This window comes from Sorangium sp. So ce1014, from assembly GCF_051521505.1.
GTDB lineage: Bacteria > Myxococcota_A > Polyangia > Polyangiales > Polyangiaceae > Sorangium.
The window spans coordinates 1,392,479-1,416,014 of record NZ_CP150356.1 but is presented as its reverse complement, the minus strand read 5'-3'; the positions used below and the strand labels follow the sequence as shown (position 1 = coordinate 1,416,014).

At 71.0% G+C, this 23,536-nt stretch carries 17 protein-coding genes; 12 read left to right on the top strand and 5 right to left on the bottom strand.

Annotated elements, in window-relative coordinates; translation table 11 throughout:
- Positions 1–79 precede the first annotated feature (79 nt).
- Positions 80–2,446, top strand: a complete 2,367-nt coding sequence (locus WME75_RS05350) for a D-alanine--D-alanine ligase family protein (RefSeq protein ID WP_437487025.1) — start codon at positions 80–82, stop codon at positions 2,444–2,446.
- Entirely contained in the window at positions 2,443–3,645 is a 1,203-nt protein-coding gene (locus WME75_RS05345; protein WP_437487024.1) for a P1 family peptidase, read from the top strand. The genes WME75_RS05350 and WME75_RS05345 overlap by 4 nt, the downstream gene beginning before the upstream one ends.
- 24 nt (positions 3,646–3,669) lie before the next feature.
- Here the strand turns inward: WME75_RS05345 and WME75_RS05340 are convergent, their stop codons facing one another.
- Positions 3,670–4,047: an STAS/SEC14 domain-containing protein gene (locus WME75_RS05340; protein ID WP_437487023.1), complete on the bottom strand. Its 378-nt coding sequence runs from the start codon at positions 4,045–4,047 to the stop codon at positions 3,670–3,672.
- A 216-nt stretch (positions 4,048–4,263) separates the two neighbouring features.
- The gene (locus WME75_RS05335; RefSeq protein WP_437487022.1) at positions 4,264–5,475 is read right to left on the bottom strand and encodes a glycosyltransferase; all 1,212 of its coding nucleotides are present in this window, start codon (positions 5,473–5,475) and stop codon (positions 4,264–4,266) included.
- A 266-nt stretch (positions 5,476–5,741) separates the two neighbouring features.
- Here WME75_RS05335 and WME75_RS05330 point away from each other — a divergent pair, with 266 nt between their 5' ends.
- The 5 genes from WME75_RS05330 to WME75_RS05310 all read left to right on the top strand — a co-directional run bounded on the left by WME75_RS05330 (position 5,742) and on the right by WME75_RS05310 (position 12,949).
- Positions 5,742–6,830: a Gfo/Idh/MocA family protein gene (locus WME75_RS05330; protein WP_437487021.1), complete on the top strand. Its 1,089-nt coding sequence runs from the start codon at positions 5,742–5,744 to the stop codon at positions 6,828–6,830.
- Positions 6,827–7,837, top strand: coding sequence for an NAD-dependent epimerase/dehydratase family protein (locus WME75_RS05325; RefSeq protein ID WP_437487020.1), 1,011 nt, complete (start codon positions 6,827–6,829; stop codon positions 7,835–7,837). Before WME75_RS05330 ends, WME75_RS05325 begins: the two co-directional genes overlap by 4 nt.
- Positions 7,834–10,320 carry a hypothetical protein gene (locus WME75_RS05320; RefSeq protein ID WP_437487019.1) on the top strand — a complete coding sequence of 829 codons (2,487 nt, stop codon included), beginning with the start codon at positions 7,834–7,836 and terminating at the stop codon, positions 10,318–10,320. Before WME75_RS05325 ends, WME75_RS05320 begins: the two co-directional genes overlap by 4 nt.
- A 157-nt stretch (positions 10,321–10,477) precedes the next feature.
- Positions 10,478–11,443 (top strand): hypothetical protein, encoded by a 966-nt coding sequence (locus tag WME75_RS05315; protein WP_437487018.1) that lies wholly within the window; start codon positions 10,478–10,480, stop codon positions 11,441–11,443.
- Between the two features lie 129 nt (positions 11,444–11,572).
- Positions 11,573–12,949 (top strand): O-antigen ligase family protein, encoded by a 1,377-nt coding sequence (locus WME75_RS05310; protein ID WP_437487017.1) that lies wholly within the window; start codon positions 11,573–11,575, stop codon positions 12,947–12,949.
- A gap of 94 nt (positions 12,950–13,043) precedes the next feature.
- Here WME75_RS05310 and WME75_RS05305 read toward each other — a convergent pair whose 3' ends face one another.
- Positions 13,044–13,775, bottom strand: a complete 732-nt coding sequence (locus WME75_RS05305; protein WP_437487016.1) for a sugar transferase — start codon at positions 13,773–13,775, stop codon at positions 13,044–13,046.
- A gap of 179 nt (positions 13,776–13,954) precedes the next feature.
- Here WME75_RS05305 and WME75_RS05300 point away from each other — a divergent pair, with 179 nt between their 5' ends.
- From WME75_RS05300 to WME75_RS05280, 5 genes are all read left to right on the top strand, one after another.
- Positions 13,955–14,428, top strand: coding sequence for an ATP-binding protein (locus WME75_RS05300; protein ID WP_437487015.1), 474 nt, complete (start codon positions 13,955–13,957; stop codon positions 14,426–14,428).
- The gene (locus WME75_RS05295; protein ID WP_437487014.1) at positions 14,425–14,724 is read left to right on the top strand and encodes an STAS domain-containing protein; all 300 of its coding nucleotides are present in this window, start codon (positions 14,425–14,427) and stop codon (positions 14,722–14,724) included. The genes WME75_RS05300 and WME75_RS05295 overlap by 4 nt, the downstream gene beginning before the upstream one ends.
- Positions 14,725–15,133: 409 nt before the next feature.
- Complete coding sequence (locus tag WME75_RS05290) at positions 15,134–16,576, top strand: GumC family protein (protein WP_437487013.1); 1,443 nt, start codon at positions 15,134–15,136, stop codon at positions 16,574–16,576.
- The gene (locus tag WME75_RS05285) at positions 16,569–18,440 is read left to right on the top strand and encodes a CpsD/CapB family tyrosine-protein kinase (protein ID WP_437487012.1); all 1,872 of its coding nucleotides are present in this window, start codon (positions 16,569–16,571) and stop codon (positions 18,438–18,440) included. The genes WME75_RS05290 and WME75_RS05285 overlap by 8 nt, the downstream gene beginning before the upstream one ends.
- Before the next feature lie 88 nt (positions 18,441–18,528).
- Positions 18,529–19,929, top strand: a complete 1,401-nt coding sequence (locus WME75_RS05280; RefSeq protein ID WP_437487011.1) for a hypothetical protein — start codon at positions 18,529–18,531, stop codon at positions 19,927–19,929.
- A gap of 12 nt (positions 19,930–19,941) precedes the next feature.
- Here the strand turns inward: WME75_RS05280 and WME75_RS05275 are convergent, their stop codons facing one another.
- Together WME75_RS05275 and WME75_RS05270 are read right to left on the bottom strand one after the other, a co-directional pair.
- Positions 19,942–21,636 (bottom strand): SpoIIE family protein phosphatase, encoded by a 1,695-nt coding sequence (locus WME75_RS05275; protein ID WP_437487010.1) that lies wholly within the window; start codon positions 21,634–21,636, stop codon positions 19,942–19,944.
- A 423-nt stretch (positions 21,637–22,059) separates the two neighbouring features.
- Positions 22,060–23,394 carry a nucleotide sugar dehydrogenase gene (locus WME75_RS05270; RefSeq protein WP_437487009.1) on the bottom strand — a complete coding sequence of 445 codons (1,335 nt, stop codon included), beginning with the start codon at positions 23,392–23,394 and terminating at the stop codon, positions 22,060–22,062.
- Positions 23,395–23,536: the final 142 nt, after the last annotated feature.

The following is a 23,536-nucleotide window of genomic DNA, read 5'->3' as shown; positions in this document are numbered from 1 at the left end:
CTCACCGTAATCTCGCACGCGCAGGCGCCTCCGACAGAGCACAGGAGGCGCGGCCCGGACGAGCGGCACAGGAGAGAGCATGCGTATCGCGGTCACGCACAACCTGAAGATCACGGGGTCCGCCGAGGAAGCAGAGTTCGATAGCCCGGAGACGATCGCCGCCATCGCCGGCGCGCTCGAGCGGGCCGGGCACGAGGTGGAGCGGATCGAGGTCAGCGGGCCGGCCTCCCGGGTCCTCGCGCGGCTCGAGGCGGTCCAGCCGGAGCTCATCTTCAACACGGCCGAGGGCCACAAGGGCAAGACGCGCGAGGCGTTCTATCCGTCGCTCTTCGACGAGCTCGGCATCCCGTACACCGGCTCCGACGCCTACACGCTGAACGTCGCGCTCGACAAGTCGCTCACCAAGCGCGTCCTCGCGAGCTACGGCGTCACGACCCCGCGCGCCCGCCTCGTCAACCGGACCACCCTGGAGAGCGGCGCGCTCGACGACATGAGCTTCCCGGTCATCGTGAAGCCGAACTTCGAGGGCTCCTCGAAGGGGATCTCCCGGGAGTGGAGCGTCTGCGAGGACGCGTACCACCTCGCCGAGGTGGTCGAGCGGCAGCTCACGCGCTTCGAGGCGGGGCTGCTCGTCGAGCACTACATCGCCGGCGTCGACGTCGCGTGCTCCTTCGTCGACGGCCTCAAGGAGGCGAGCGGCGCGCGGCCGAACGGCGCGGGCGTCCCCGAGGGGGTCCTCACGCCCATCGAGTTCGTGATCGACCCCCAGGTGCCGGGCAACTACAACGTGTACGACTTCAACCTGAAGCACGGGAGGCCCGAGCAGGTGACGCGCCGGCCCGCGCAGCTGCCCGCGCCCGTCATCGAGCGCATCCGGTCGCTCACCGCGCGCATCGTGCGCGCGCTCGACCTCAAAGACCATGCGCGCTGCGAGTTCCGGGTCACGCCGTCGTCGATCCGCGGCCAGGGCCACGACGTGCACTTCCTCGAGGTCGACGGGCTGCCCACGCTCCAGCCGGGCGCCAGCGTCTTCGTGGCCGCGGCCCAGCGCGGCGTCGACTTCGACGGCGTGATCCGGGCCATCGTGAGGAGCGCCTGCAAGCGGCGGGGGCTCTTGCCGCTCCTGGAGAGCAGCCTGCCGCGCCGGGCGAAGCGGACCGCGCTCCGCGTCGGCTTCACCTACAACATGAAGCGGGGCGAGCCCGCCGCGGCCGACGGGGGCGCTGGCAAGGCGGGCGCCGGCGCCGCGTCCGACTCCGAGGCCGAGTTCGACTCGCCGCGCACCATCCAGGCGATCACGAGCGCCATCGAGAGCTACGGCCACACCGTGGTCCCGCTCGAGGCGACCCCGGATCTGCCGCGCGCGCTCGCCGCGTCCGGGGTCGACGTGGTCTTCAACATCGCCGAGGGGCTCCGGGGCCGCGGCCGGGAGGCGCAGGTGCCGGCGCTCTGCGAGCTGCTCGGCATCCCCTACAGCGGCTCGGACGCGACGACGCTCTCGCTGGCGCTCGACAAGGGGCTGACGAAGCAGATCCTGCGGGCCGCCGGCATCGAGACGGCCGAGTGGCAGGTGGTCACGACCGGGCGCGAGAAGCTGAAGCCGTTCCGCTATCCGGTGATCGTGAAGCCCAACGCCGAGGGGACCTCGAAGGGGATCAGCTCGTCGTCCGTGGTCAAGGACGAGGCCGCCGCGCGCGCCGCGGCGAGGCAGCTCGTCGATCGCTACCACCAGCCGGCCCTCATCGAGGAGTACGTCACGGGGCGCGAGTTCACCGTGGGCCTGCTCGGGGAGCGGCGGACGAAGGTGCTGCCGCCGATGGAGGTCGTCTTCGTCGACCCGCCCTCCTATCCGGTCTACGGCTACGAGGAGAAGCAGGCGGACACGCCGCGGGTGCGCTTCGATTGCCCCGCGCAGCTCACGCCGTCCGAGCTCCGCCGCATCGAGAAGGTCGTGCGTGACACGTTCGCGGCCCTCGGCTGCCGCGACGTGGCGCGGGTCGATCTGCGCATGACAAAGGACGGCAGGGTGTACGTCATCGAGATCAACCCGCTGCCCGGCCTGACCCCCGACTTCAGCGATCTCTGCGTGATCGCGAAGGTGGCGGGGATGGATTACCGCACGCTCATCGGCGAGATCATGGCCGGCTGCCTCAAGCGCCACCGCGAGGCCCGCGCCGCGGCGCCGCAGTCCGCCCTCGCCGCCGCGGCCCCTGCCGCCGCCGCGGCCCTCGCCGCCGCGGCCCCTGCCGCCGCGGCCCCTGCCGCCGCGGCCCCTGCCGCCGCGGCCCCCGCCGCCGCGATCTCGGCGGGCGCCTCGCCGACGGCCGAGCCGGGCCTGCAGGCCTCGCCCCAGCCGGCGCTCGCCGCGCCCGCGCCGGAGCCCGCCCCCCTCTCCTCCACGGCGTCCACGGCCGCCGTCGCGGGCCGCGAGGTCGCCGGCCCGTGAGCGCGCCCTCGACCTCGATCAGGCGCCCTCGGCTGCGCGATCTCGGCGTCGCGATCGGCCGTTTTCCGACCGGTCCCGAGAACGCGATCACGGACGTCACCGGGGTCCGGGTCCACCATGTGACAAAGATCGAGGGCGAGGGCGAGCTCGTCCCGGGCATCGGCCCGGTGCGCACGGGCGTGACCGCGGTGATCCCCGCCGACGGCGACATCTTCCTGGATCGGGTGTTCACCGCCAGCTACGTGCTGAACGGCGCCGGCGAGGTGACCGGCCTCTCGCAGATCAACGAGTGGGGCCTCTGCGAGACGCCGATCCTGCTCTGCAGCACGCTCTGCGTCGGCCGCGTCCTCGACGCGAGCGTCGCGTGGCTCTCGCACCGTCATCCGAGGATCGGCAGGGAGGACGACGTCGTGATCCCGGTCGTCGCCGAGTGCGACGACAGCTTCCTCAACGACACGGTGGGGCGCCACGTGACGCAGGCCGACGTCGAGGAGGCGCTCGACAATGTCCGGGGTGGCCCTGTGGCCGAGGGGAGCGTCGGCGCTGGCACGGGTATGCAGACCTTCCACTTCGCGGGCGGGATCGGCACCTCGAGCCGCTCGGTCCCGGTCGGCGGGGTCGAGTCCACGGTCGGCGCGCTCGTGCTCTCGAACTTCGGCGATCGCGAGCTGCTCCGCGTCGACGGGGTCCCGGTGGGCCGGCTGATCAGCGACCGCTTCACGCACATCCCGCGGCGGGGCCCTGCCGGCTCCATCATCGTGCTCGTCGCCACCGACGCTCCGCTCATCCACCGCCAGCTCGCGCGCCTGGCGCGGCGCGCCGCGCTCGCGATCGGCCGGACCGGCGGGTACGCGGCCAACAACTCGGGCGAGATCGTCCTCGCGTGGAGCACGGCGAACCGGGTGCCTCGCGTCGCCACCGAGCGGTGGAGCGCCCCCCGGTCGAGCCGCTCGCTCAGCGTGCACCCTCTCGCGCCCGGGCGGCACATGGCCGAGCTCGTCCTCGACACCGAGATCGACGAGCTCTACGAGGCCACCGTCGACGTGGTGGAAGAGGCGATCCTCAACGCCATGTGCGCCGGCGTCGACACGACCGGCCACAGCGGCCACCACGCCCCCGCCCTGCCGCTCGACGCCGTGGCCGAGATCCTCGCGCGGTACCGGCCGCCGCACCCGTGCGACCCGGCCCCCCTGTTCTAGCGCCGCGGCGCCCGCGCTCTGGCGTTATTCCGGATCTCCGTGGAGGAGCCACTCGTGGGCCGCGTCCTCGTCCCAGAAGCGGCGGAGGACCTTGTCCGTGCCGCTCTCGCGCGCCACGCGGTTGAGCTGGAGCGCGACGATGTCGCTCTCGATGATCTCGGCCACGCGCATCACCCCGAGCTCCAGGCCGAACTCCTGGACGGCGCGGATCTTCTCCGCCACATCGGGGGACATCGGCCGGAAGCCCCGGACATCGGCCTTGATCTTGATCTCCCGCCCCTGGAGGCCCTCGCACGCCTTCCTCAGCTCGCTGACGAAGTTCTGCATCTCTTCGAGGCGGACACGCCCCTCGAGGAGGAAATCCACGATGGCGTGGATCCGGTCGACTTTGATCTCGAACACGTTGAGGGACCTCCTGCCAGTTCCCGAAGGGGCGGGATGGGGCCGCGGAATCATACCCCGGATCGCGCGGGAGAGCCTCGGGATCGCGCCGCGCGCCGGAGAGCCTCGGGATCGCGCCGCGCGCGCGCGCGGCGCGATCTCCGGAGCCTCACGCGCGCAGGGAGCGCGCCCGGAGCCGTGCCTGCCGGGCGCCTGCTCCCTGTCGCGCGCGGCCGTTCACGCCGCGCGCGCCTCGCCGACGGGCGACTTGCCCTGTCCGCGCCGCGCGGCGATCGCCTGCTCGTAGATGGCCTGGTACTGCGAGAGCAGCGTGGGCCATTGCCGCTCCTTCAGGATCCACTCCCGCGCGTTCTTGCCGACGCGATCGAGGCGCTCCGGGTCCTTGAGCGCCTCGACGCACCGCCTCGTCAGGTCGACGCTGTCGCCCGCCTTGAAGACGAACCCGGTCTCGCCATAGCGCACGAGCTCGCCCATCGCCGGCACGTCGCTGACCATCACGGGCCGGGCCATGGCCATCGCCTCGAGGGGCTTCAGCGGTGTCGTGAGCGCGGTCGTCCGGGTCCGGATGCGCGGATAAACGAGCAGGCTCGCCATCGCGTAGATGTTGAACACCTCGTCGTGCGGCACCCGCCCCGTGAACGTCACCTTCGACTCCACGCCTCGCTCGCGGGCAAACGCCTTGAGCTCCATCTCCTGGCCGCCGGCCCCCGTGATCACGACGTGCGCGTCCGGGATCTCCCGGGCGATGTCGCCGATCGACGCGATGAGCGTCTGGAGCCCCTCGTACGGCTGGAAGGTGCCGACATACCCGATGAGCCTCTTCCCGGCGAGCCCGAAGCGCTCCCAGGCGCCGGGCGGGGCCTCCCGCGGCGCGAACTTGTCCGCGTCGACGCCGTTGCCCACCACGTGGAGCGCGTCCGTGCTGCGCACCCGCGGCGCGACCGCGTTCCTCAGGCTCTCGCAGATCGTCACCGTCGCGTCAGCGTACCTGTACACCACCGTCTCGAGGCCGGCCGCGATCTTGTAGGGGACCGAGTCCTCGGCGAACTTGCCCCGGTCGACGGAGGCGTTCTCCCAGAGGTCGCGCACCTCGTAGACGAGCGGCAGCCCGAAGCGGCGCGCCGCCGCGAGCGCCGGCAGCCCGACGAGCATCGGCGAGTGCGCGTGCACGACGTCGGGCTGAAACTCCCGAATCGCGTCCTCGACGCGCGCCTCCAGCGCCCGCACGAGCGAGAGCTCGCGGAGGAGCGGCAGCTTCTTGCCGGAAGGCTCGCGCGTCCGCCAGTACGAGATGCCGCCGATCTCCTCCTTCAGCGCGTCCCCGGACCCCTGCTGCCCCGAGGTCACCACCGCCGGACGCATCCCGTGCTCGGCCTGATGCTTGACGATGTAGTCGCTGCGGATCGTGTACCCCGCAATGACAGGCAACGACGTATGAAGAACATGAAGCACGCGCACGAATCACCACCCTTCTCTCTGATCGCCGCGCAGCCTACCCGAGGCCGTCGCGACCGTCACCAGGCACGTCCACGCAGGAGCGCCGCGAGCGGCAGGGCGACGCGCGCGATCCTCCGTCCGCCGCGCCGCCGCGGCCCGCCCGGCCCCCGGAGCGAGTGCCGGGCGCCGCCCGCGCGCGGCGAGGCGCCCGAGAGCCTAGCTCTCGCCTGCCCCGTTGCGGTACGCTCCGCCGCCCCATGACCCTCAAAATCGCGATCGTCGGCTGCGGCAAGATCGCCGACGGCCACATAGAAGAGATCCAGAAGATGCCGGAGCGGGCCCGGGTCGTCGCCGTATGCGACCTAGAGCTCCTGATGGCCGAGCAGATCGCGGTGCGCTACGGCATCCCGAGCCACTACGACTCGTTCGACCGGATGCTCGACGTCGAGAAGCCCGATGTCGTCCACATCACCACGCCTCCGCAGTCGCACCTGTTCCTCGCGCGGCGGGCCATCGAGGCGGGCGCCCACGTCTACGTGGAGAAGCCGATTGCGCTCAACCTCTCGGACGTGCGGCGCCTCATCGAGCTCTGCACCGCGGCCGGGAAGAAGATGACCCTCGGCTGGGAGTACCAGTTTGATCCGCCGGCCATCGAGATGCGGAGGCTCATCGGCGACGGCGTGCTGGGCGACCCCGTCCACGTGGAGAGCTGCTTCGGCTACAACCTCTCCGGCCCCTTCGGCACGGCGCTCCTCGGCGACGGCACGCACTGGGTCCATCGCCTGCCGGGCAAGCTGTTCCACAACAACATCGATCACCTGCTGAACAAGATCGTCGAGTTCGTGGACGACGAGCAGCCGAAGGTCACCGCGACGGCCTACGCGCTCCGCGAGAAGCGGTATGGCGACGCGCGCGACGACATGCTCGACGAGCTCCGCGTCACGGTGCAGGGCGCGCGCGTCAGCGCCTACGGGACCTTCTCGTCGCACGCGCGGCCGCCCGGGCACTTCCTCCGCGTCTACGGCACGAAGAACACGCTCCACGTCGACTACACGAGCCGCACGGTCACGCTCGACGCGTCGCCGAAGCTCCCGAGCGCCATCGGGCGCGTCGTCCCGGCCTTCGATCAGGCCCTCTCGTACCTGCGCGAAGGGGGCAGGAACGTGGTGAGGTTCGCCCGCAGCGACTTCCACTTCTTCTCGGGGATGAACCGCCTGATCGGGCTCTTCTACGACAGCATCACGCGGGGCGCGGAGCTGCCCATCTCGTACCGGGACATGATCCGGGTCGCGTGGATGATGGATGAGATCTTCCGGCAGGTCCCGCAGGAGAAGGCGCGCACATGAAAGTCCTTGTCACCGGCTCGAACGGCTTCCTTGGGTCGGCCCTCGTCGACCGGCTGCTCGCTCACGGCGAGACCGACATCCGCTGCCTCGTCCGCCCCGCGAGCAACCGCGCGCGGCTCGAGGCGATCGAGGAGCGGCACGGCGCCCCCCTCGAGGTCGCGGTGGGCTCCCTCGCCACGAAGGAGGCCGCCGAGCGCGCGGTCGAGGGCGTGGACGTCGTCTACCACGTGGCCGCGGCCATGGGCGGCGCGCCCGCGGACATGTTCCTGAGCACCGTGGTCGCCTCGAAGAACCTGCTCGAGGCGCTGGTCCACACCGGCCGATCGCCGCGCGTCATCCTCGTCAGCTCCTTCGGCGTCTACGGCGTGGCCGACCTCCCGCGCGGGTACATCGTCGACGAGAACACCCCGCTCGAGTCGCGGCCCGCGCAGCGCGACCTCTACTCGCAGGCGAAGCTCCGGCAGGAGAAGCTCTTCTGGGAGTACCAGGCGCGCTACGGCTTCCCGCTCACGGTGCTCCGCCCCGGCGTCATCTACGGCCCGGGCGGCAACGCCTTCTCCGGCCGCGTGGGGATGAGCCTGTTCGGCGTGTTCCTGCACCTCGGCGGGCGCAACCTCCTCCCGCTCTCGTACGTGGACAACTGCGCCGAGGCGATCGCCATCGCCGGCCGGAGCGAGGTCGCGAAGGGGCAGGTCTACAACGTCCACGACGACGACCTGCCCACTGCCGACGTCTACCTCGCCCGCTACAAGCGCGAGGTGAAGCCGATCCGCTCGCTCTCGGTGCCCTATGTCGCCCTCACCGGGATATCGAAGCTCGTCGAGCGCTATCACGCCTACTCGAAGGGGCAGCTGCCGGCCGTCTTCACGCCGTACAAGACCGCGACGTCCTGGAAGGGGAACCGGTTCGACAACACAAAGCTGAAGGCGCTCGGCTGGAAGCCGCTCGTCTCCACGGAGGAGGGCCTCCAGCGGGCGTTCGCCTATCTCCGGGAACGCGCGACATGACGCGCCGGGCGCCGTTCGCGTCGCTCGCCGTGGCGCTCGGCCTCGCGGGCCTGCTCGCCGGGTGCGACCGGCGGCAGACCCCGGGGCCCCCGGCGGTCCACAGCGGCGCCGACCCGCAGACGCAGGCCGGCGCCGCGGCGCTCGGGGTCGCGGCGCCGGGCGTCGCGGCGCCGCGCTTCGAGGGGCCGCCCGCGCCGGCCGCCGCGCCGGCCAAGGGGCACCCGCGGCTCTGGGTGCGCGCGGCCGACCTGCCGGGGCTCCGGGCGCGCGCCACGCCGGCGAACCCCCTCTTCAAGGAGCTCGCCGCCGTCACGGCCGAGGCCGTGGCCGCGATGGACAAGGGGAGCATCCCCTCCGAGGGCGACTGCGCCTTCAGCCGCGTCTACTGCGAGGCGCACGCCGAGCTGTTCGCCTTCATGTCGCTCGTTTCGAGCGACGAGGCGGCCCGCAACGACTACGCCGCTCGCGCGCGGAAGATCCTGCTTTACATCGTCGACCGCGTGAACAAGGGAGATCCGAAGGACCCTTTCAACCACAGGTTCTCGACGGGCGACCGCGCCCGCTGGACCGGCGAGTCGTTCGGCCTCACGGTCGACTGGATCTACGGGTACCTCTCGGCCCAGGACAAGGCGGCGATACGGCCCGTGTTCCTGCGCTGGGCCGAGGATCAGCTGAAGTCGTCGACGACGAGCCACGACCACCCCGAGCCGGTGGGCAAGCTGAACGACCCGGCGATGCTGAAGGAGCCGCGGAAGCGCAGGTACGCCGTGAACAACTACTTCACGTCGCACATGCGCAACCTCACGCTCCTGTCGCTCGCGTTCGACGAGGCCGACGATCCGCCGGATCCGAAGCACAGCGGCACCTACCCGCGGCTCAGGGACTACTTCGCGAACGTCACCGGGGCGTGGCTCTACATGACCGACCACATCCTCCGGAACGACGCGCGCGGCGGCGCGCCGCCGGAGGGCTTCCAGTACGGCCCCGCGACGCTCGCCTACGTGAGCCAGACGCTCCTCGCCATCCAGACGGCCGGCGAGGCCGATCCGGCGAAGTGGGGCCCGCAGGTGCACCTCGACGGCAACCCCTTCTGGCACGAGTTCATCCCGGCCCACGTCCACAGCCTGAGCCCCGCCGCGCCGGCGGGCCGGATCGGGCCGACCCACGAGGCCGCGTGGACGGGCGACGGCCAGCGCTACGAGTACACGGATCACATCGATCCGTTCGCGGCGCTCGGCCTCCACGCCCAGAACAGCGGCAACGCCGAGCGCCTCAACGCGCTCCGCTGGATGGCCGTCCACGCGAGCCCGGGCGGCGCCGCCGGCCTCGCGCGGCGCGCCCGCTCGCAGCTCGGCCAGGTCCACAAGCGCCACTCGATCCTGTACTTCCTGCTGCTCGACCCGGCGGTCACCCCGACCGATCCGCGCCCCTCCATCCCGCTCACGCACTACGGCCCCGGCCTCGGCCAGGTCTTCGCGAGAACGAGCTGGGGCCCCGAGGCGGCGTGGCTCCAGTTCCAGCTCGGCTGGGAGCACATCGACCACCAGCACGGCGACGGCCTCAGCTTCGGCTTCTACCGCGGCGGCGAGTGGCTCACGAAGGAGCGCATCGGGTACGGCGCCTTCTTCGGGAGCTCCGAGCAGCACAACACGCTCGCCGTCGAGAACGACCGGAACCGCCGCCACGACGACCCGAACCGCGGCGGGCTCTGGCGGAGCGGGTCCCAGTGGCCGCTCGTGCACACGAACGATCCCCGGGTGCTCGCGAAGAGCTTCGCGCAGGACCACGTCTACGTCCTCGGCGACGCGACCCCGCTCTACAACTCCGACTACGAGAACATCAACGACGTCACGCACGTCAGCCGCTCGCTCGTGTGGCTCAAGCCGGACCACCTCGTGATCTACGACCGCGCCGCGACGGGCAAGGAGGGGCGCTTCAAGCGGTTCTTCCTGCAGACGCCGAGCACGGCGCAGGTCGCGGGCAAGCTCGCGACCGTCACGACGGCCAAGGGGCAGAAGCTCTTCGTGACCGCGCTGCTGCCGGAGAGCGCCGTCGTCGTGGCCGAGCCGTACAAGCCGACCGGCACCTGGGACACGAAGCCGGCCGAGTTCGAGCCGATGCTCGCGACCCTGCGGACCGAGCCGCCGGCCCCGATGCCGAAGACCACGCGCTTCCTCCACGTGCTGGAGGGCGCCGCCGGCAACGCCGCGGCGGCGCCGGCGACGCTCGTGCGCACGAAGCAGGGGACGCCGTTCGCGGGCGCGGCGGTGAAGGGCACCCTGGTCCTGTTCCCGGTCGATCTGGGCGCCGTGTCCCAGGTGCAGTTCACCTCGCTGCCCGGCGTGACGAAGCACCTCGTCACGGGGCTCGCCCCCGGCGCCTCGTACGACGTGATCAGGAAGCCCGCGGGCGGCGGGGACGAGATCACGATCCGCCCCGGCTCGGCCGCCAAGGCCGACGAGGGCGGCGTCCTCACCTTCTGAGCCGCTCGCCCTGCCGCCCGCGGTGGACCTGGGTGGCCCCGCGCGCGGGCGGAGGAGCGAGGCGCGCGGGCGGAGGAGCGGCTCCCGGCCGGCTTGTCCTCGGCGCGGCGCGCTGCGATAATTCAGGTTCCCTGCCCGCATCCGCCACGGAGATGTCATGAGCAAGAAGCACCTCGTCTCAGCCGGCGCATTCCTCGTCGCGCTGGGCGCCCTGTTCATCCCCATCGAGGGCAAGGCCCCCGCGGCGACCGGCCCGATCGCGAAGGCCAGCGCGATCGATCTGTCGGGCTTCTCGAGCGCCCGGCCCGACACCCCGCTCGATCTCCTGTTCATCCATCACTCCTGCGGTGGCCAGCTGCTCACGGACCCAGGCGCCGAGAAGGAGAAGGCGTCGTGCGTCTACGAGGCGCACCCGAACGGAGGGGGCCTCAAGAAGAAGCTCACGGAGCACGGCTACCGCGTCCACGAGGCCTCCTACGGCAGCGAGATCGGCGAGAACACCGACCTCTTCGACTGGGCGCCCAAGTTCCGCGACAAGATGGACAAGGTGCTCCGGGTCGCGCTGAACGACGAGATGCACCCGGACGGCGTGGTGAACCGGATCGTCGTCTTCAAGTCCTGTTATCCCAACAACCGCTTCGTCGGCGAGGGCGCCGCCCCCGGCAACCCGGCCGGCCCGGAGCTCACCGTCTGGAACGCGAAGGCCACGCTGGCGTCGCTCCTGCCCGACCTCGCGAAGCGGAAGGACACGCTGTTCGTCTACGTCACCGCCCCCGCCAACGTCCTCAAGCGCTCGAAGGAGCCCGCCTGGAAGTGGACCGCGAAGCAGATCCTCGGCAAGCCGTCCGAGGCCGAGGTCGCGCAGCGCCAGGCCGACCTCGCCCGCTCGTTCAACAACTGGGTCAAGTCGCCCGACGGCTGGCTCAGCGGCTATGCGGAGAAGAACGTCGTTGTCTTCGACTACTACGATGTGCTCACGAACAAGGGCGAGTCCAACTTCTCCCTGTTCGGCTCGGAGGGGAACACCGACAACCACCCCTCGCGCGAGGGCAACGAGAGGACCGCGGACGAGCTCGTGCCGTTCCTGAACCAGGCCGTGCGCCGCATGGGCCTCAGCACGTAACGTCGAGAACGCGGTGAGCGCGGCGACCGATGTCGCCGGGAGGAGCGAGCGCAAGTTGCTTGACGCGGGCCGCGATTCTCCGGAACGTCCTTCTTCACCCGAACCGCGTCTTCGCTGAGGACCCTCGTCATGCTCGCGCTCCCCGGGGTCATCCTTCTCATCATCTTCATCTACGGCAGGCCCCAGGAATGGGACGAGCGCTTCGAGAGCCTGCCGTTCCTGTACCTCTGGTTCGCCCTCTCCTTCATGGGCATGGGCCTCGACCTCGCCATGGGCAAGGTCCGGCTGAAGGCGACCCCGCAGCTCCGGTGGGCCATCGTCGTCTACATCTGGTGCGTGATCACGCTCGGCCTGCGGAATCCCGGCGATTTCTCCGCGAACTTCGTCGCGATCAGCGTGACGTTCGTACTCTTCTTCCTGATCGGGCACAGCCCCGACGGCTTCAGGGGCTTCCAGAAGCTCGCGACCACGGTGCTCGTGATGGGCCTCTTCGTCGCGGGCGTCGCGGTGCACCAGGGGTTCTCATCGTTTCAGTGCCTCGCGATGACGCAGACCATCGGCGGCTCGCGCGGAGAGGCGGGCATCCCCGACGGCCGGCCCTGCGAGATGCGCGTGGACTGCCGCGAGGGGCCGGGCGCCGATCCCGAGGCCGAGTACCTGTGCGAGCGCGTCGGCCTCTTCAAGACATCGACGATCAACGGCCGCGTGCGCTGGCGCGGCGTGCTCCAGGATCCGAACGAGCTCGCGCTCACGTCGGGCATCGTGCTGCCGTTCAGCTTCGCCCTGTTCGAGCAGAAGCGCTCGTTCATGCGAGCGCTCCTGGTCCTCGCCTCGCTGCTCGTGATCGCGACCGCGATCATCCTCACGCAGTCGCGGGGCGGCCAGCTCGTCTTCGCGACGGTGCTGGGCGTCTACTTCGTCAAGAAGTACGGCCTCCGCGGCGCGGTCTTCGGCGCGGTCTTCGCGGCGCCGCTCATGCTCCTCGGCGGCCGCGGCGGCGGCGAGGCGGACGAGTCGGCGAACGAGCGCACGGAGATCCTCTCCGAGGGCCTCCTGATCTACCGGATGTTCCCGCTGATCGGCGCGGGCTACCGCCAGTTCACGGAGCACCACTGGCTCACGGCGCACAACGCGTACCTGCTCGCGCTCTCGGAGCTCGGCCCGCTCGGGATGTTCGCGTGGACGGCGATGATCTATCTCACGCTGAAGATCTCGCTTGTCGCGCTCAAGCGGTACGAGCACGGCGCCCAGTTCGCGATGATCCGCGCCTGGTCCATGGCGATCATGGCCGGGTTCTGCGGGATGATGGTCGGGATCTTCTTCCTCTCCTTCACCTACCACTACGTGCTCTGGATCTACTTCGGCCTCGCCGGCGCGCTGTATTGCGCCATCAGGAGCGTCGACCCGAACTTCTCGATCCGGCTCGAGAAGCGCGACGTGTACCGGCTCATCCTGGCCGACGTCGTCGTGATGCTCGTGATCGTCGTGCTCAGCAGGAGGGGCTAGCTCCGTGCGCCCGAAATCCCGCCGGGGATCGCTGGTGCGCAGAGCTCGGGCGCCCGCCACGCGGGCGCCGGGGTGCGGGGCGCGCGACGCCTGCTCAGCGCCCGAGGCCGAGGACCATCACGAGCGGCGTCTTCAGGATGATCGAGAGCTCCATCTGCAGGAACGTCGAGAGCTTCTCGAGCGAGGCGGCGTACGCGAGATCGAAGAGCAGCTTCATCCGCATGTCGTCGGCCTCGGCCCCTTCCGCCTCCTCGAGGCCGAACGGGTTCGTCAGCGTCGCCTCGAAGGCGGCGACCTCGCTCTCCGCCGGGGCGCGGCCGGTGTAGCCCAGCGACACCTGCGCGAGCCCCGTGATGCCCGGCTTGATGTCGCGCATCCGCTCCTCGAAGAAGGGAATGGCGAGCGCCAGGTTGACAAGCAGCTCCGGCCGCTCGGGGCGCGGCCCCACGATGCTCATGTCGCCCATGAGCACGCTCCAGAACTGCGGGATCTCGTCGAGGCGCGTCTTGCGCAGGAAGCGGCCGACGCGCGTGATGCGCGGGTCATCCTGCTGGGCGAGCACGGGCCCGGTCATCTTCTCGGCATCCACGCGCATGGAACGGAACTTGCGCATATGGAATTCGACGAACCGCGGGTAGCAGACGCCGTCCCGCACTTCCGTGCCGATGAGCATCCCGGCGCGGCGCTGCAAATAGAAGATCGGCCCGGGCGACTCGAGATAGATGGCCGCGCCGATGAAGGGGTAGAGCGGGAGGGTCAGCGTGAGACCCACGAGCGAGCCCGCGAGGTCGATCGCACGTTTCGCTACACGAACGCCAGGTGTCACTGTTTACCTTGTGGCTCCCATAGTCGAGAACGTGGTAGGGTACAAGCTCGGATGGAGGTTTGGGCGTGATCCGACTCCGCGTACCAGGTTCGTTGACCTATCGCCACCTCGCCCTCCGCGTGGTGGCGGCCGCATGCAAGATGGCCACGCCTGGGAGGGTCGAAGGCGGATCGCCCGGCATGACCCAGGAGGAGTTCGAGGACCAGACGGTCTCGGCGTTCGGCGAGGCGTTCAACAACATCGCCATTCACGGATACCGCGATGGGCCGCCGGGCGACGTCGACATTGAGATCGAATCCGACGCGGACGGCATCATCATCCGCTTGATGGACACGGGTTGCAGCTTCGATCCCGCGGCCATCGACAACCCTCCCATCGACGACCTTCCCGAGTCCGGGATGGGGCTCTTCATCATCAAGTCATTCATGGATGAGGTCGATTACTGTCCTGGCAGCCCGAATGTCCTCCGCCTGGTGAAGCGGCGGGAGGGCAGCTCATGCATCGCCGGCGACGACAGTGAAGGCAGCAGCGAACAAGAGCATTCCGACGCCGATTTCGCCGGAGCGACGGGGCATCGGACGAGCAGTTTTCGAATGCGGAGCGTCTCCCGCTTGGGCGCAGCCCGCGCCGCAGGGGGAATCAAAATCCAATGAGCTATACGCGGACCGATAACGGCAGTGAGACGGTTGTGCAGTTCGAGGGGACCCTCGACGCGGTGACCGCACCGGAGTTCAGGACGTTGGTGGACGAGCTGGTGGCCGAGAGCCGGCAGAACATCACGCTCGAGCTCTCGTCGCTCCGGCTGATCGACAGCTCCGGCGTCGGCGTCATCGTCTCGCTGTTCAAGCGGGTACGAGCCAACGGCGGCCAGGTGCGCATCGTGGGGCTCCGGGATCAGCCGCGCGCCATCTTCCGCCTGCTGCGCCTCGATCGGGTGTTCCCCACGTGACGCTCGGGGGCGGCGCGCGCGCCGCCGGCCCGGCGATAGCGTCCGCGGCGGCGCGCCGCGACGGGAGCGCCGGGAGCGCCGCTGCGACCGGGGCCGTGGCCACGCCGCTCCCTGCGTGCGCCGGGGGCGTGATGGGCGTGAGCTAGCACGCGGTGAGCACAGGCCGCGTGCAACAAGCTGGCGCCCGGGCGTCGCACGTCTACCATAGGCAGCCGTCTGCCGGACTGGGGTGCGCGTTCTCCGGGTCGGGCGGAGCAAGGGCAACGCAACCTTCAAGGAGCGCGGAATATGGACAAAGAAGATGAACCAGCAGACCTCCGGGCCTAACCCGCCCCAGGAGGCGCTCGGGGCGCTTCCCGTCGATGCAACGGCGCGACCTGGGGGCCCGCAGCCGCCCAGCATCAGCGCGATGATCAACCGGACCCTCGCGCACTGGTACGTGGCGGTGCTCGTGGCGCTCGCGGGGATCGGGTTCACGGTGCTCGTCGTGCAGTCGAGGAAGCCCGCGTACCGCTCCGAGACGGTGATCTTCTACCGGGAGGGCGTGAAGGCGACGTACCTCGGGCCGGACGGGCCCGACCCGCTCCGCACCCTCTCCGCGCGGCTGAAGGAGACGCTGCTCGCGCGCTCCAACCTCGAGAAGGTCGTGACCGAGTTCAGCCTCTTCCCCGAGGTCCTCGAGAAGCGGGGCATGGTCGACGCGGTCGACCGGCTCCGCCTCAAGATCACCTTCAAGGCCCGCTCGACCGACACCTTCGCGATCTCTGCCGAAGGCGAGACCCGCGAGCAGGCGCAGGAGGTGACGCAGCGGCTCGCCGACATCCTCGTCGAGGAGACGACGCGCATGCGCAGGTCGCAGGCGAAGCTGACGAACGAGTTCCTCGACGCCGAGCTGAAGCGCGCCGAGCAGGACGTCGAGAAGGCCGAGACCGAGCTCGCCGCGTTCCTGGCCGAGCACCCCGAGTTCGCCGCCGAGCAGAACACGGCCGGCGGCGCGCAAGGCGGCGCCGCCATCCGCGAGCGGGAGCGCCGCTCCACCACCACCGACCCGACGCTGGAGGCCCTCGAGCGGCAGGTACCCCGCCTGCGCAGCCGGCTCACCGGCAAGCCGGAGCAGGTGGCGCCGAGCGCCACGGGGGTGCCCTCCCCCGCGCTCGTCCGGCAGAGGGATCAGGCGGAGCAAGAGCTCGCGACCGCGCGGCGGGATCTGGGCGACAAGCAGTCCCGCTTCACCGAGCAGCACCCCGATGTCCGGGCCGCGGCCGCCCGCGTGAGCAACGCCGAGGCGGCGCTGCGGCGCGCCGAGGCGGCGCTCCTCCTGCCTCCCGCGCCGGAGCCCGTGATGGAGGTCCCCGCGACCGACGAGGCCGAGAAGGCGAAGATCAGGGCCCAGCTCGCCAAGATCGAGCGGGAGATCGCGGCGCGCAGGGGCGCGAAGATAGGGACCGCGGCCGACGCGAGCGAGACGGCGAAGGCGATCATCAACACCGAGACCGACTGGTCGCGGCTCAGCCGCGAGAAGGTGCGGGCGCAGCAGCGGCTCGCCGACCTCGAGGGCAAGTCGTTCCGCGCGGAGATGGCCGCGAGCTCGGAGCAGGGCGGCTACTCGGCGCAGATCGAGGTGCTCGATCCGGCGTACAGGCCGAGCGCTCCCTCGAGCCCGTCGCGGCTGATCCTCGCCGTCGCGGGGCTCTTCGTGTCCGTTGCGGCCGGGATCGCCGCCGCAGCGGCGCGTGGCATCGTGCTCGACGATCGGGTTTACGACATGGAAGATATCGATCGAATGGCGCTCGCTCCGGTGCTCGTCGTCGTGCCCGCCGCCGCGCGCGGGTCCCGAGGGCGCCGTGGCTGAAGCGGGCGGAGCTGAGCCGGGAAAGCCCCCGCCGGTCGCTTCCCTGGAGCGGGCGCTCGATCAGGTCTGCGACTTCCTGAGTCGCGCGGAGCAGACCGCGCGGGTCCGCGCGCTCGTCATCGAGGCGCGCCGGCTCCGCAACGTGGTCGGCAACTGGCGCTCGATCGCGCCGGATCCGGACGTGCGCGAGGAGATGATCGCCCGCGTCCTGCGCCTCGCGAACGACGCCGAGGACGTGGTCGCGGCGGAGCGCCCGAGCTCCAGCCACGAGGACCCGAGCGCCGCGTTCGACTCACCGACCATCCGCCAGGACCTGCCGCACATGGGCCACCAGCCCCCGCACGGGATGGGGCTGCGCCTCGGCGCCGCGCCGATGCCGGGGGGCCATCCCGGCATGCAGGCGCCGATCAAGGGGCCGCCGCAGGCCGCGGCGATGTTCCTGGCGGGGCTGTCCGGGGAGCACGGCGATCCGCGCGGCGCGCCCCAGGGCCACCCGGCGATGCACGGCGCGCCTGCGCCGGCGCTGCCGCCCGGCCCCGAGCGGCACTTCGCGGGCCCGGTGGTGACGCGCGTCGTGGACCTGAGCGCCACGCTGAGCAGCCCCGGGCTCGTGTCCAGCGGCCCGGGGGCGGCGAGCTCGCCGGCGCTGCCGGGGCCGATCGATCGGGTCATCGCGCCGCCGGCGCGCGACGCGGGCGTCCGCAACGCGGCCGGGCCTCCTGCGGGCGCGCCGCCGCTGGAGCGCGCGTTCAGCGCGACCTTCCGCTCGCCGCCGTCGCTCGTCTTCGATCGCGTGGTGCCGCGCGAGGTGACGGCGCGCGAGGTGACGGTGCGCGAGGTGCCGCCGCCGCCACGGCAACAGCAACAGCAGCCGCCGCCCGAGAGGCCGCTGGAGCGCTCGGGCACCGCCGCGTTCTCCTCGCCGCCGTCGCTCATGTTCAACCGCGTTGTGTCGACCCCGGCGCAACAGGCCGTGGACGCGAAGCTGCAGTCGCTGGACCCGACGTTCGAGGAGCCGCCGTCGCTGCACATCGAGCACATGCGCTCGCTGCCCGGCGCGCCGGAGAGCGCCGGGCTGCTCCCGGCGGAGCCCCTGGGCGGCCCGGGCGAGGTCACCGTCCGCCCGCTTCCGCTGCCGGACGCCGTGGATGCGAACATCGTGATGATCCACGCGCCGTACTCGCCCCAGGCCGACGCCTACCGGACGCTCCGGCGCAAGCTGCCGTCGGGCTCCGGGACCACGATCGCCGTGACGAGCGCCGGGCCGGGCGAGGGCAAGACGTCGTGCGCCATCAACCTCGCGCTCGCCCTCCGCGAGACCGTCCGCGGGAAGATCCTCCTCATCGAGGCGAACATCCGCAAGCCCGGCATCGCGAAGGCGCTGCGGTTCGAGCCCCCGAGCTGTTTCACGGAGCAGCTCCAGCGGCACGCCTCCGACCGGTTCGCCCCCTGGGTCGTCGTCGACCAGGCGGCGCCGGCGCCCGCCGTGGCGCCCGGCGACGACGGCATCGATCTGTCGGACCGGAACGCGGCGCCGATGGGCGGCAGGTCGCCCGACCCGAGGCTCTCCGTCCAGACGCCCGTCCACATCCTGGCCGTCGATCCGCGCACCGAGCGGCCGCCGATCCTCGACTCGGTGGCGTTCTCGACCGCGATCGAGAGCCTCAAGCGCGCGGGCTACTCGTACATCGTCATCGACACGCCGCCCGTGCTCGGCAGCATGGACATGAACGTGATCGGCGACTCGGTGGACGGCGTGCTCCTGACGTCGCTGGTCAAGAAGTCGACCCGCAAGGCGATCCGCCAGGCCATCGACCAGCTCCGGCCGGCGCCCATCCTCGGTGTCGTCCTGCTCGACGCCTGAGCGCTCGGCGCGCGGCCGGCGACTTCCCTGCCCGAAAGGTCGGGGAGGCGTAGCCGCGCGCCGGCTCCATTGTTACCTTGCGACCCTCATGCGCTCCGGACGAGGTATTGCGGTCGCGGCCTTCGGCTGCGCGATCCTCACCCACGACGACGCCCGAGCGCAGGACGCCTATCTCCAGGGCGTCTTCACCGGGTCGATCGGCATCACCGACAACGTGCGCTCGGCGGCGGAGCCTCCGGCCGGGCCCGGCCCCGACGCCGACGGCTTCGGGACCGCGAGCCCCGGCCTGATCTTCACCTACACGACGCCGCGGACCGCGCAGACGCTGTCCTACACGTTCTCGACGAGCTTCTTCTTCCTGCACTCGGAGGCGAGCTCGTACTCGAACATGGCCCTGTGGTCCGGCCGCTTCGTCACGTCGCCGAGGACGTCGCTGACGCTCGGCGCGGCCGGGTCGCAGGGCCAGCTCAACACCTTCCAGCTGGAGCAGGCGCCGGGGACCACGACGATCCAGGGCACCGCGGGCGGGACGACGAATTTCGTGCAGGCGTCGTTCAACGAGGGGTTCTCGTTCCAGGCCTCGCCGGTCTGGGCGCTCGGGCAGGCGGCGACGTTCCTCGTCTACAACCCGCTCCAGGATCGCCCGCAGCGCACGTACAGCGCGGCGAACACGCTGAGCGCGCAGCGCATCTTCCGCCACGACACCGCGGCCCTCGCGCTCTCGGTCGGCTACACCCATTTCGACAACATCCCGGTGACCGACACCGATCCGGCGACCGAGGACACGACCACGGCGCGCGACCAGCTCCTGACCACGCTCGTGGCGAGCTGGCAGCACGACCTCGGCCGCCGCTTCTCGAGCCAGCTCGACCTCGGCGGGGTCGTCGCGACGGACCTGACCGGCGGCGCCGACTCGCTCGTGCGGCCCGCGGGGCTCGCGGCGCTGCGCTACACGCACGATCGGGGCGAGGCCGAGCTCGCGTACGCCTACTCGGCCACGCCCAACGTCTTCCTGCAGCAGATCCAGCTCTCGCATCAGCTGACGCTCCGCGCCGCCGCGCCGCTCCGCCCTGCCTGGCACCTGTCGGTCGAGGGCTCGGCCGGCGGTCAGCTCGCGCAACCTCTCGAGGCGAACGCGGCCGGGGAGCTCGAGACGGGGCCGACCACGATCGCCGTGCTCACCGACGTCGCGCTGCTCTGGAGCCCTCCCCTCGTCATCCCCGACTTCGCGCTCGCGCTCCGGTACCAGCACACGAACCAGCGCACCGCGGCGAGGACGGCGGAGCTCCCCGACACGCGCATCGTCCGGAACGCGCTCCTCCTGTCCGTGTCGGGCGCGTTCCCGCGGCGGATGGAGCCGGGCTCGCGCATCTCGATGACCCAGCCCTTCGGCTCGGCGGGCCCCGTGGGCGCGCCGCGCCGGGAGCCGACGCCGATCGAGCCGACCGAGGGCGCGGAGCCGTCGTCCGCCGGCGACGCCGCGCCCTGAGCGCGAGGGCGCTCAGGTGCGCCGCGCGAGGAGGAAGGCCCTGTCGTCCTCGGGCAGCTGATCGCCGCGGAACTCCTCGAGCATGTGCGTGAGCTTGTCGGCGATCGACGCGACCGGGCGGCCGGCGTTCGTGGCGCACAGCTTGGCGAAGCCGGTGCCGAGCGCGTGCAGGCCGAGCATCTGCTTGGACGAGTTGCGCAGCTCGGTGAGCCCGTCGGTGTACATCGCGAGCACCTCGCCCGGCGCGAGCACGCTCTGGTGCGCCTCCATGGGCACAAGGCCGATCCCGAGCGCCGGGTTGACGGCCGCCTGGAGGTGGCGCAGGCCGCCCTCCGCGGTCGCCACGAGCGCCGGCGGGTGCCCTGCGTTGACGCATTCCATGCGCCCCGTCGCCGGGTCGAGCGCGACCGCCACCATCGTCACGAACGACTGCTCGGGCAGGTACTCGCAGAGATAGGCGTTCAGCCGATCCATCATGCCTGTGATGCCGCGGCCCGCGTCGACCGTCGCCCGCACCATCGTGTGCACGCTCGACCCGATGAGCGCGGCCTGGAGCCCCTTGCCGCAGACGTCCGCCACCGCGAGCATCATGCGGCCGTCCGGCATCGGGACGATGTCCACGTAGTCGCCGCCGACCCACCGGCACGGCTCGAAGCCGAGCGCCACGTCCAGCGCCTTGAACTCCAGCCGCTTCGGGACGAACGTCCGCTGGATCTGGTGCGCCATCTCGAGCTCGCGCTCGATCGCCGCGTGCGCCTGCGCGTGGCGCCGCGCCTCCCACGCCGACTCGGCCTGCTGATAGACCTCCGACGCGAGCGCGATGAGCCCGAGCCACTCGACGCTGCCGAAGTCGGGCGGCAGGGTCACGTAGAGCAGGTTCATCAGCTGCTCCTCGACGCGCAGCGGACAGGCGACGACCCAGAGCGCCATGACGTCGCGCGACATCGTGAGCTCGACCGTGGCGCTGTCGCTTACCAGGTTGCCGGCGAGCACCGGCTCGCGCGTGTCCTGCACGGCCGCGAGCACGCGGCGCGAGATGTACGGCGGGGCGACGGAGTCCTCGCGCCGGAGCGACTGGAACGGGCGGTGCGGCCCGGACAGGATCGTCAGCGCGCCGTTCTGCCGGAGCCGCAGCGCGAGCGCCATGCTGCCGTGGAAGTCCTCCCGGACCATCAGCTGGCAGAGCGCGTCGAACCGATCCGTGGCGTCCTCGATGCTGAGGAGCCGCCGTGACAGGTCCATCAGGGTGAACAGGTGCTTCGCCGCGATCCGCGGCGGGTCGAGCTCGCCGAGCTTGCGGATCGCGGTCGGTTTGTCCTCCTCGAAATGGAGCCCGCCCGGCTCGATCGGCACGCGGGGGGCGCGCGCCGTGAGCTGGAACTCGAGGACGTAGTCGCCGATCCCGATGCGATCCCCTGGCTTCAGCACCTTCTCGTTGACCCGCTCGTCGTTGACGAGCGTGCCGTTGGTGCTGCCGAGATCGCGGATCCACCACCGGCCGAACGGATCGCAGAAGAGCTCCGCGTGGCGCCGGGAGACCGTGTAGTGGTCGAGCGTGAGCTGCACGCCCGGCGCCCTGCCGATGACGATGTGAGACTCCGTCAGCGGCCGCCGGGTCGCCGGGAGATCGCCGAGCCGGATCTCCAGGTGGCCCTTCCAATCCGAGCTCGATGGCGCAGGGCCCAGGCTGTCATCTGCAGGCGACATCGTTCGACCTGGCCCGACCATGGGCGGCGGCGTGGACATGGACCGTCCTCGATGGGTACCGAACCGGCGCCCTGACATCAAGGGGATGCTCGCGATTTCGCGAGCGCGGCGAGATCCGCATCGGTGAGGCCGTGAGGTGAGTGAGCGGCCCCGCGCCGCGAGCGGCCCCGCGCCGCGAGCGGCCCCGCGCCGCGAGCGGCCCCGCGCCGCGAGCGGCCCCGCGCCGCGCCGCCCACAGCGCGGGCGTCGAGCGACACATCGCGGTGCGGGAGCGCGAGCGAGGCGATGGCGCCGCCGAGGGGTGCCCGGTCACCAAGCCCGCCGCGCTCTGCTGCGGCGCGCGCGGGCAGGCGACGCGGATCGAGCGCGCTCGCACGGGCAAGGCAAGGCGGAGCGCAGGCGTGCCGCTCGGGGCGCCCTCCGCTAGGCCTTGATGACCTTGGGGTTCGCCGCGCGGTAGACGCCGCGGGCGTCGACGATCAGGGCGGCGTGCTTGAGCACCATGTCGTAATCGACCACGGAGTGATCGGTGACGAGGAGGACCGCGTCGTGGCTCTTGAGGGTGTCCTCGTTGAGCGGGAGCGACGCGAGCTCCGGCAGGTGCGGCCAGGTGCGCATGCGGGGCAGCTTGGGCACGTGCGGGTCGTGGTAGCTGAGCACGGCGCCGAGCCGGCGCAGGAGCTCGATGATCTCGAACGCGGGGCTCTCGCGCGGATCGTCGATGTCCTTCTTGTAGGCGACGCCGAGGAGCAGGACCTTCGTGCCCTTCATCGGCTTGCCGCGGTCGTTGAGCCCGAGCTGGAGCTTGTCGACGACGTAGTGCGGCATCTCGACGTTCACCTCGCCCGCGAGCTCGATGAACTTCGTGGACACGCCGAACTCGCGCGCCTTCCAGGCGAGGTAGAACGGGTCGAGCGGGATGCAGTGGCCGCCCCAGCCCGGGCCCGGGTTGAACCGCATGAAGCCAAACGGCTTTGTCGCGGCGGCGTCGAGCACCTCCCAGACGTCGATGCCCATGGCGTCGTAGACGACCTTGAGCTCGTTCACGAGGGCGATGTTGATCGCCCGGAAGATGTTCTCGGTCAGCTTCGCCGCCTCGGCCGCGCGCGCCGACGAGACGGCCACGACGCGAGCGATCGCCTGGGAATAGAGCGCCTGCGAGAGGACCAGCGACGCGCGATCGACGCCGCCGACGACCTTCGGGATGGTCGCTGTGCTGTGATCGCGGTTGCCCGGGTCCTCGCGCTCGGGCGAGAAGGCGAGATAAAAATCCTCGCCCATGCGCAGGCCAGATTGCTCGAGGATGCCCAGGACGAGCTCATCGGTCGTGCCGGGGTACGTCGTGGATTCGAGGACGATGAGCTGCCCCTTCCGCAGGCGCTCCTTGATCTTCTGGGCCGAGCCGACGACGTAGCTCATGTCGGGCTCCCGCTGGGCGGTCAGCGGGGTGGGGACGCAGATGAGGATGGCGTCGGGCTCGCCGAGCCGCCCGAAATCCGCCGTCGCCTCGAGTCGACCCGTCTTGGAGGCCGCCGCGACGCGCGAAGGGTCGAGGTGCTTGATGTAGCTCTTCCCCTCGCCGAGCGCGGTGACCTTCGCCGGGTCGACGTCGAACCCCAGCACGCGGAAGCCCTTCTCGATGAACGTGAGCGCCAGCGGCAGGCCGACATAGCCCATGCCGATGATGCCCACCTGGGCTTCGTGCGAGGTGATCTTGGCCAGGAGGCTCTCGACCGCAGCGGGATGCGTCTCTGCCATATCCGTTTATCTCCAGTGGTGGAGGGGAGCCGCCACGCGGATCCCGACCCATGTTCGAAGAGAGGGGCCCGACGCTACCACAGGCCCCCAAAATTCGCTCGAGTGTCGAAAGGGTCCCCACGAGCGCCGGAAAAGGGCCTCC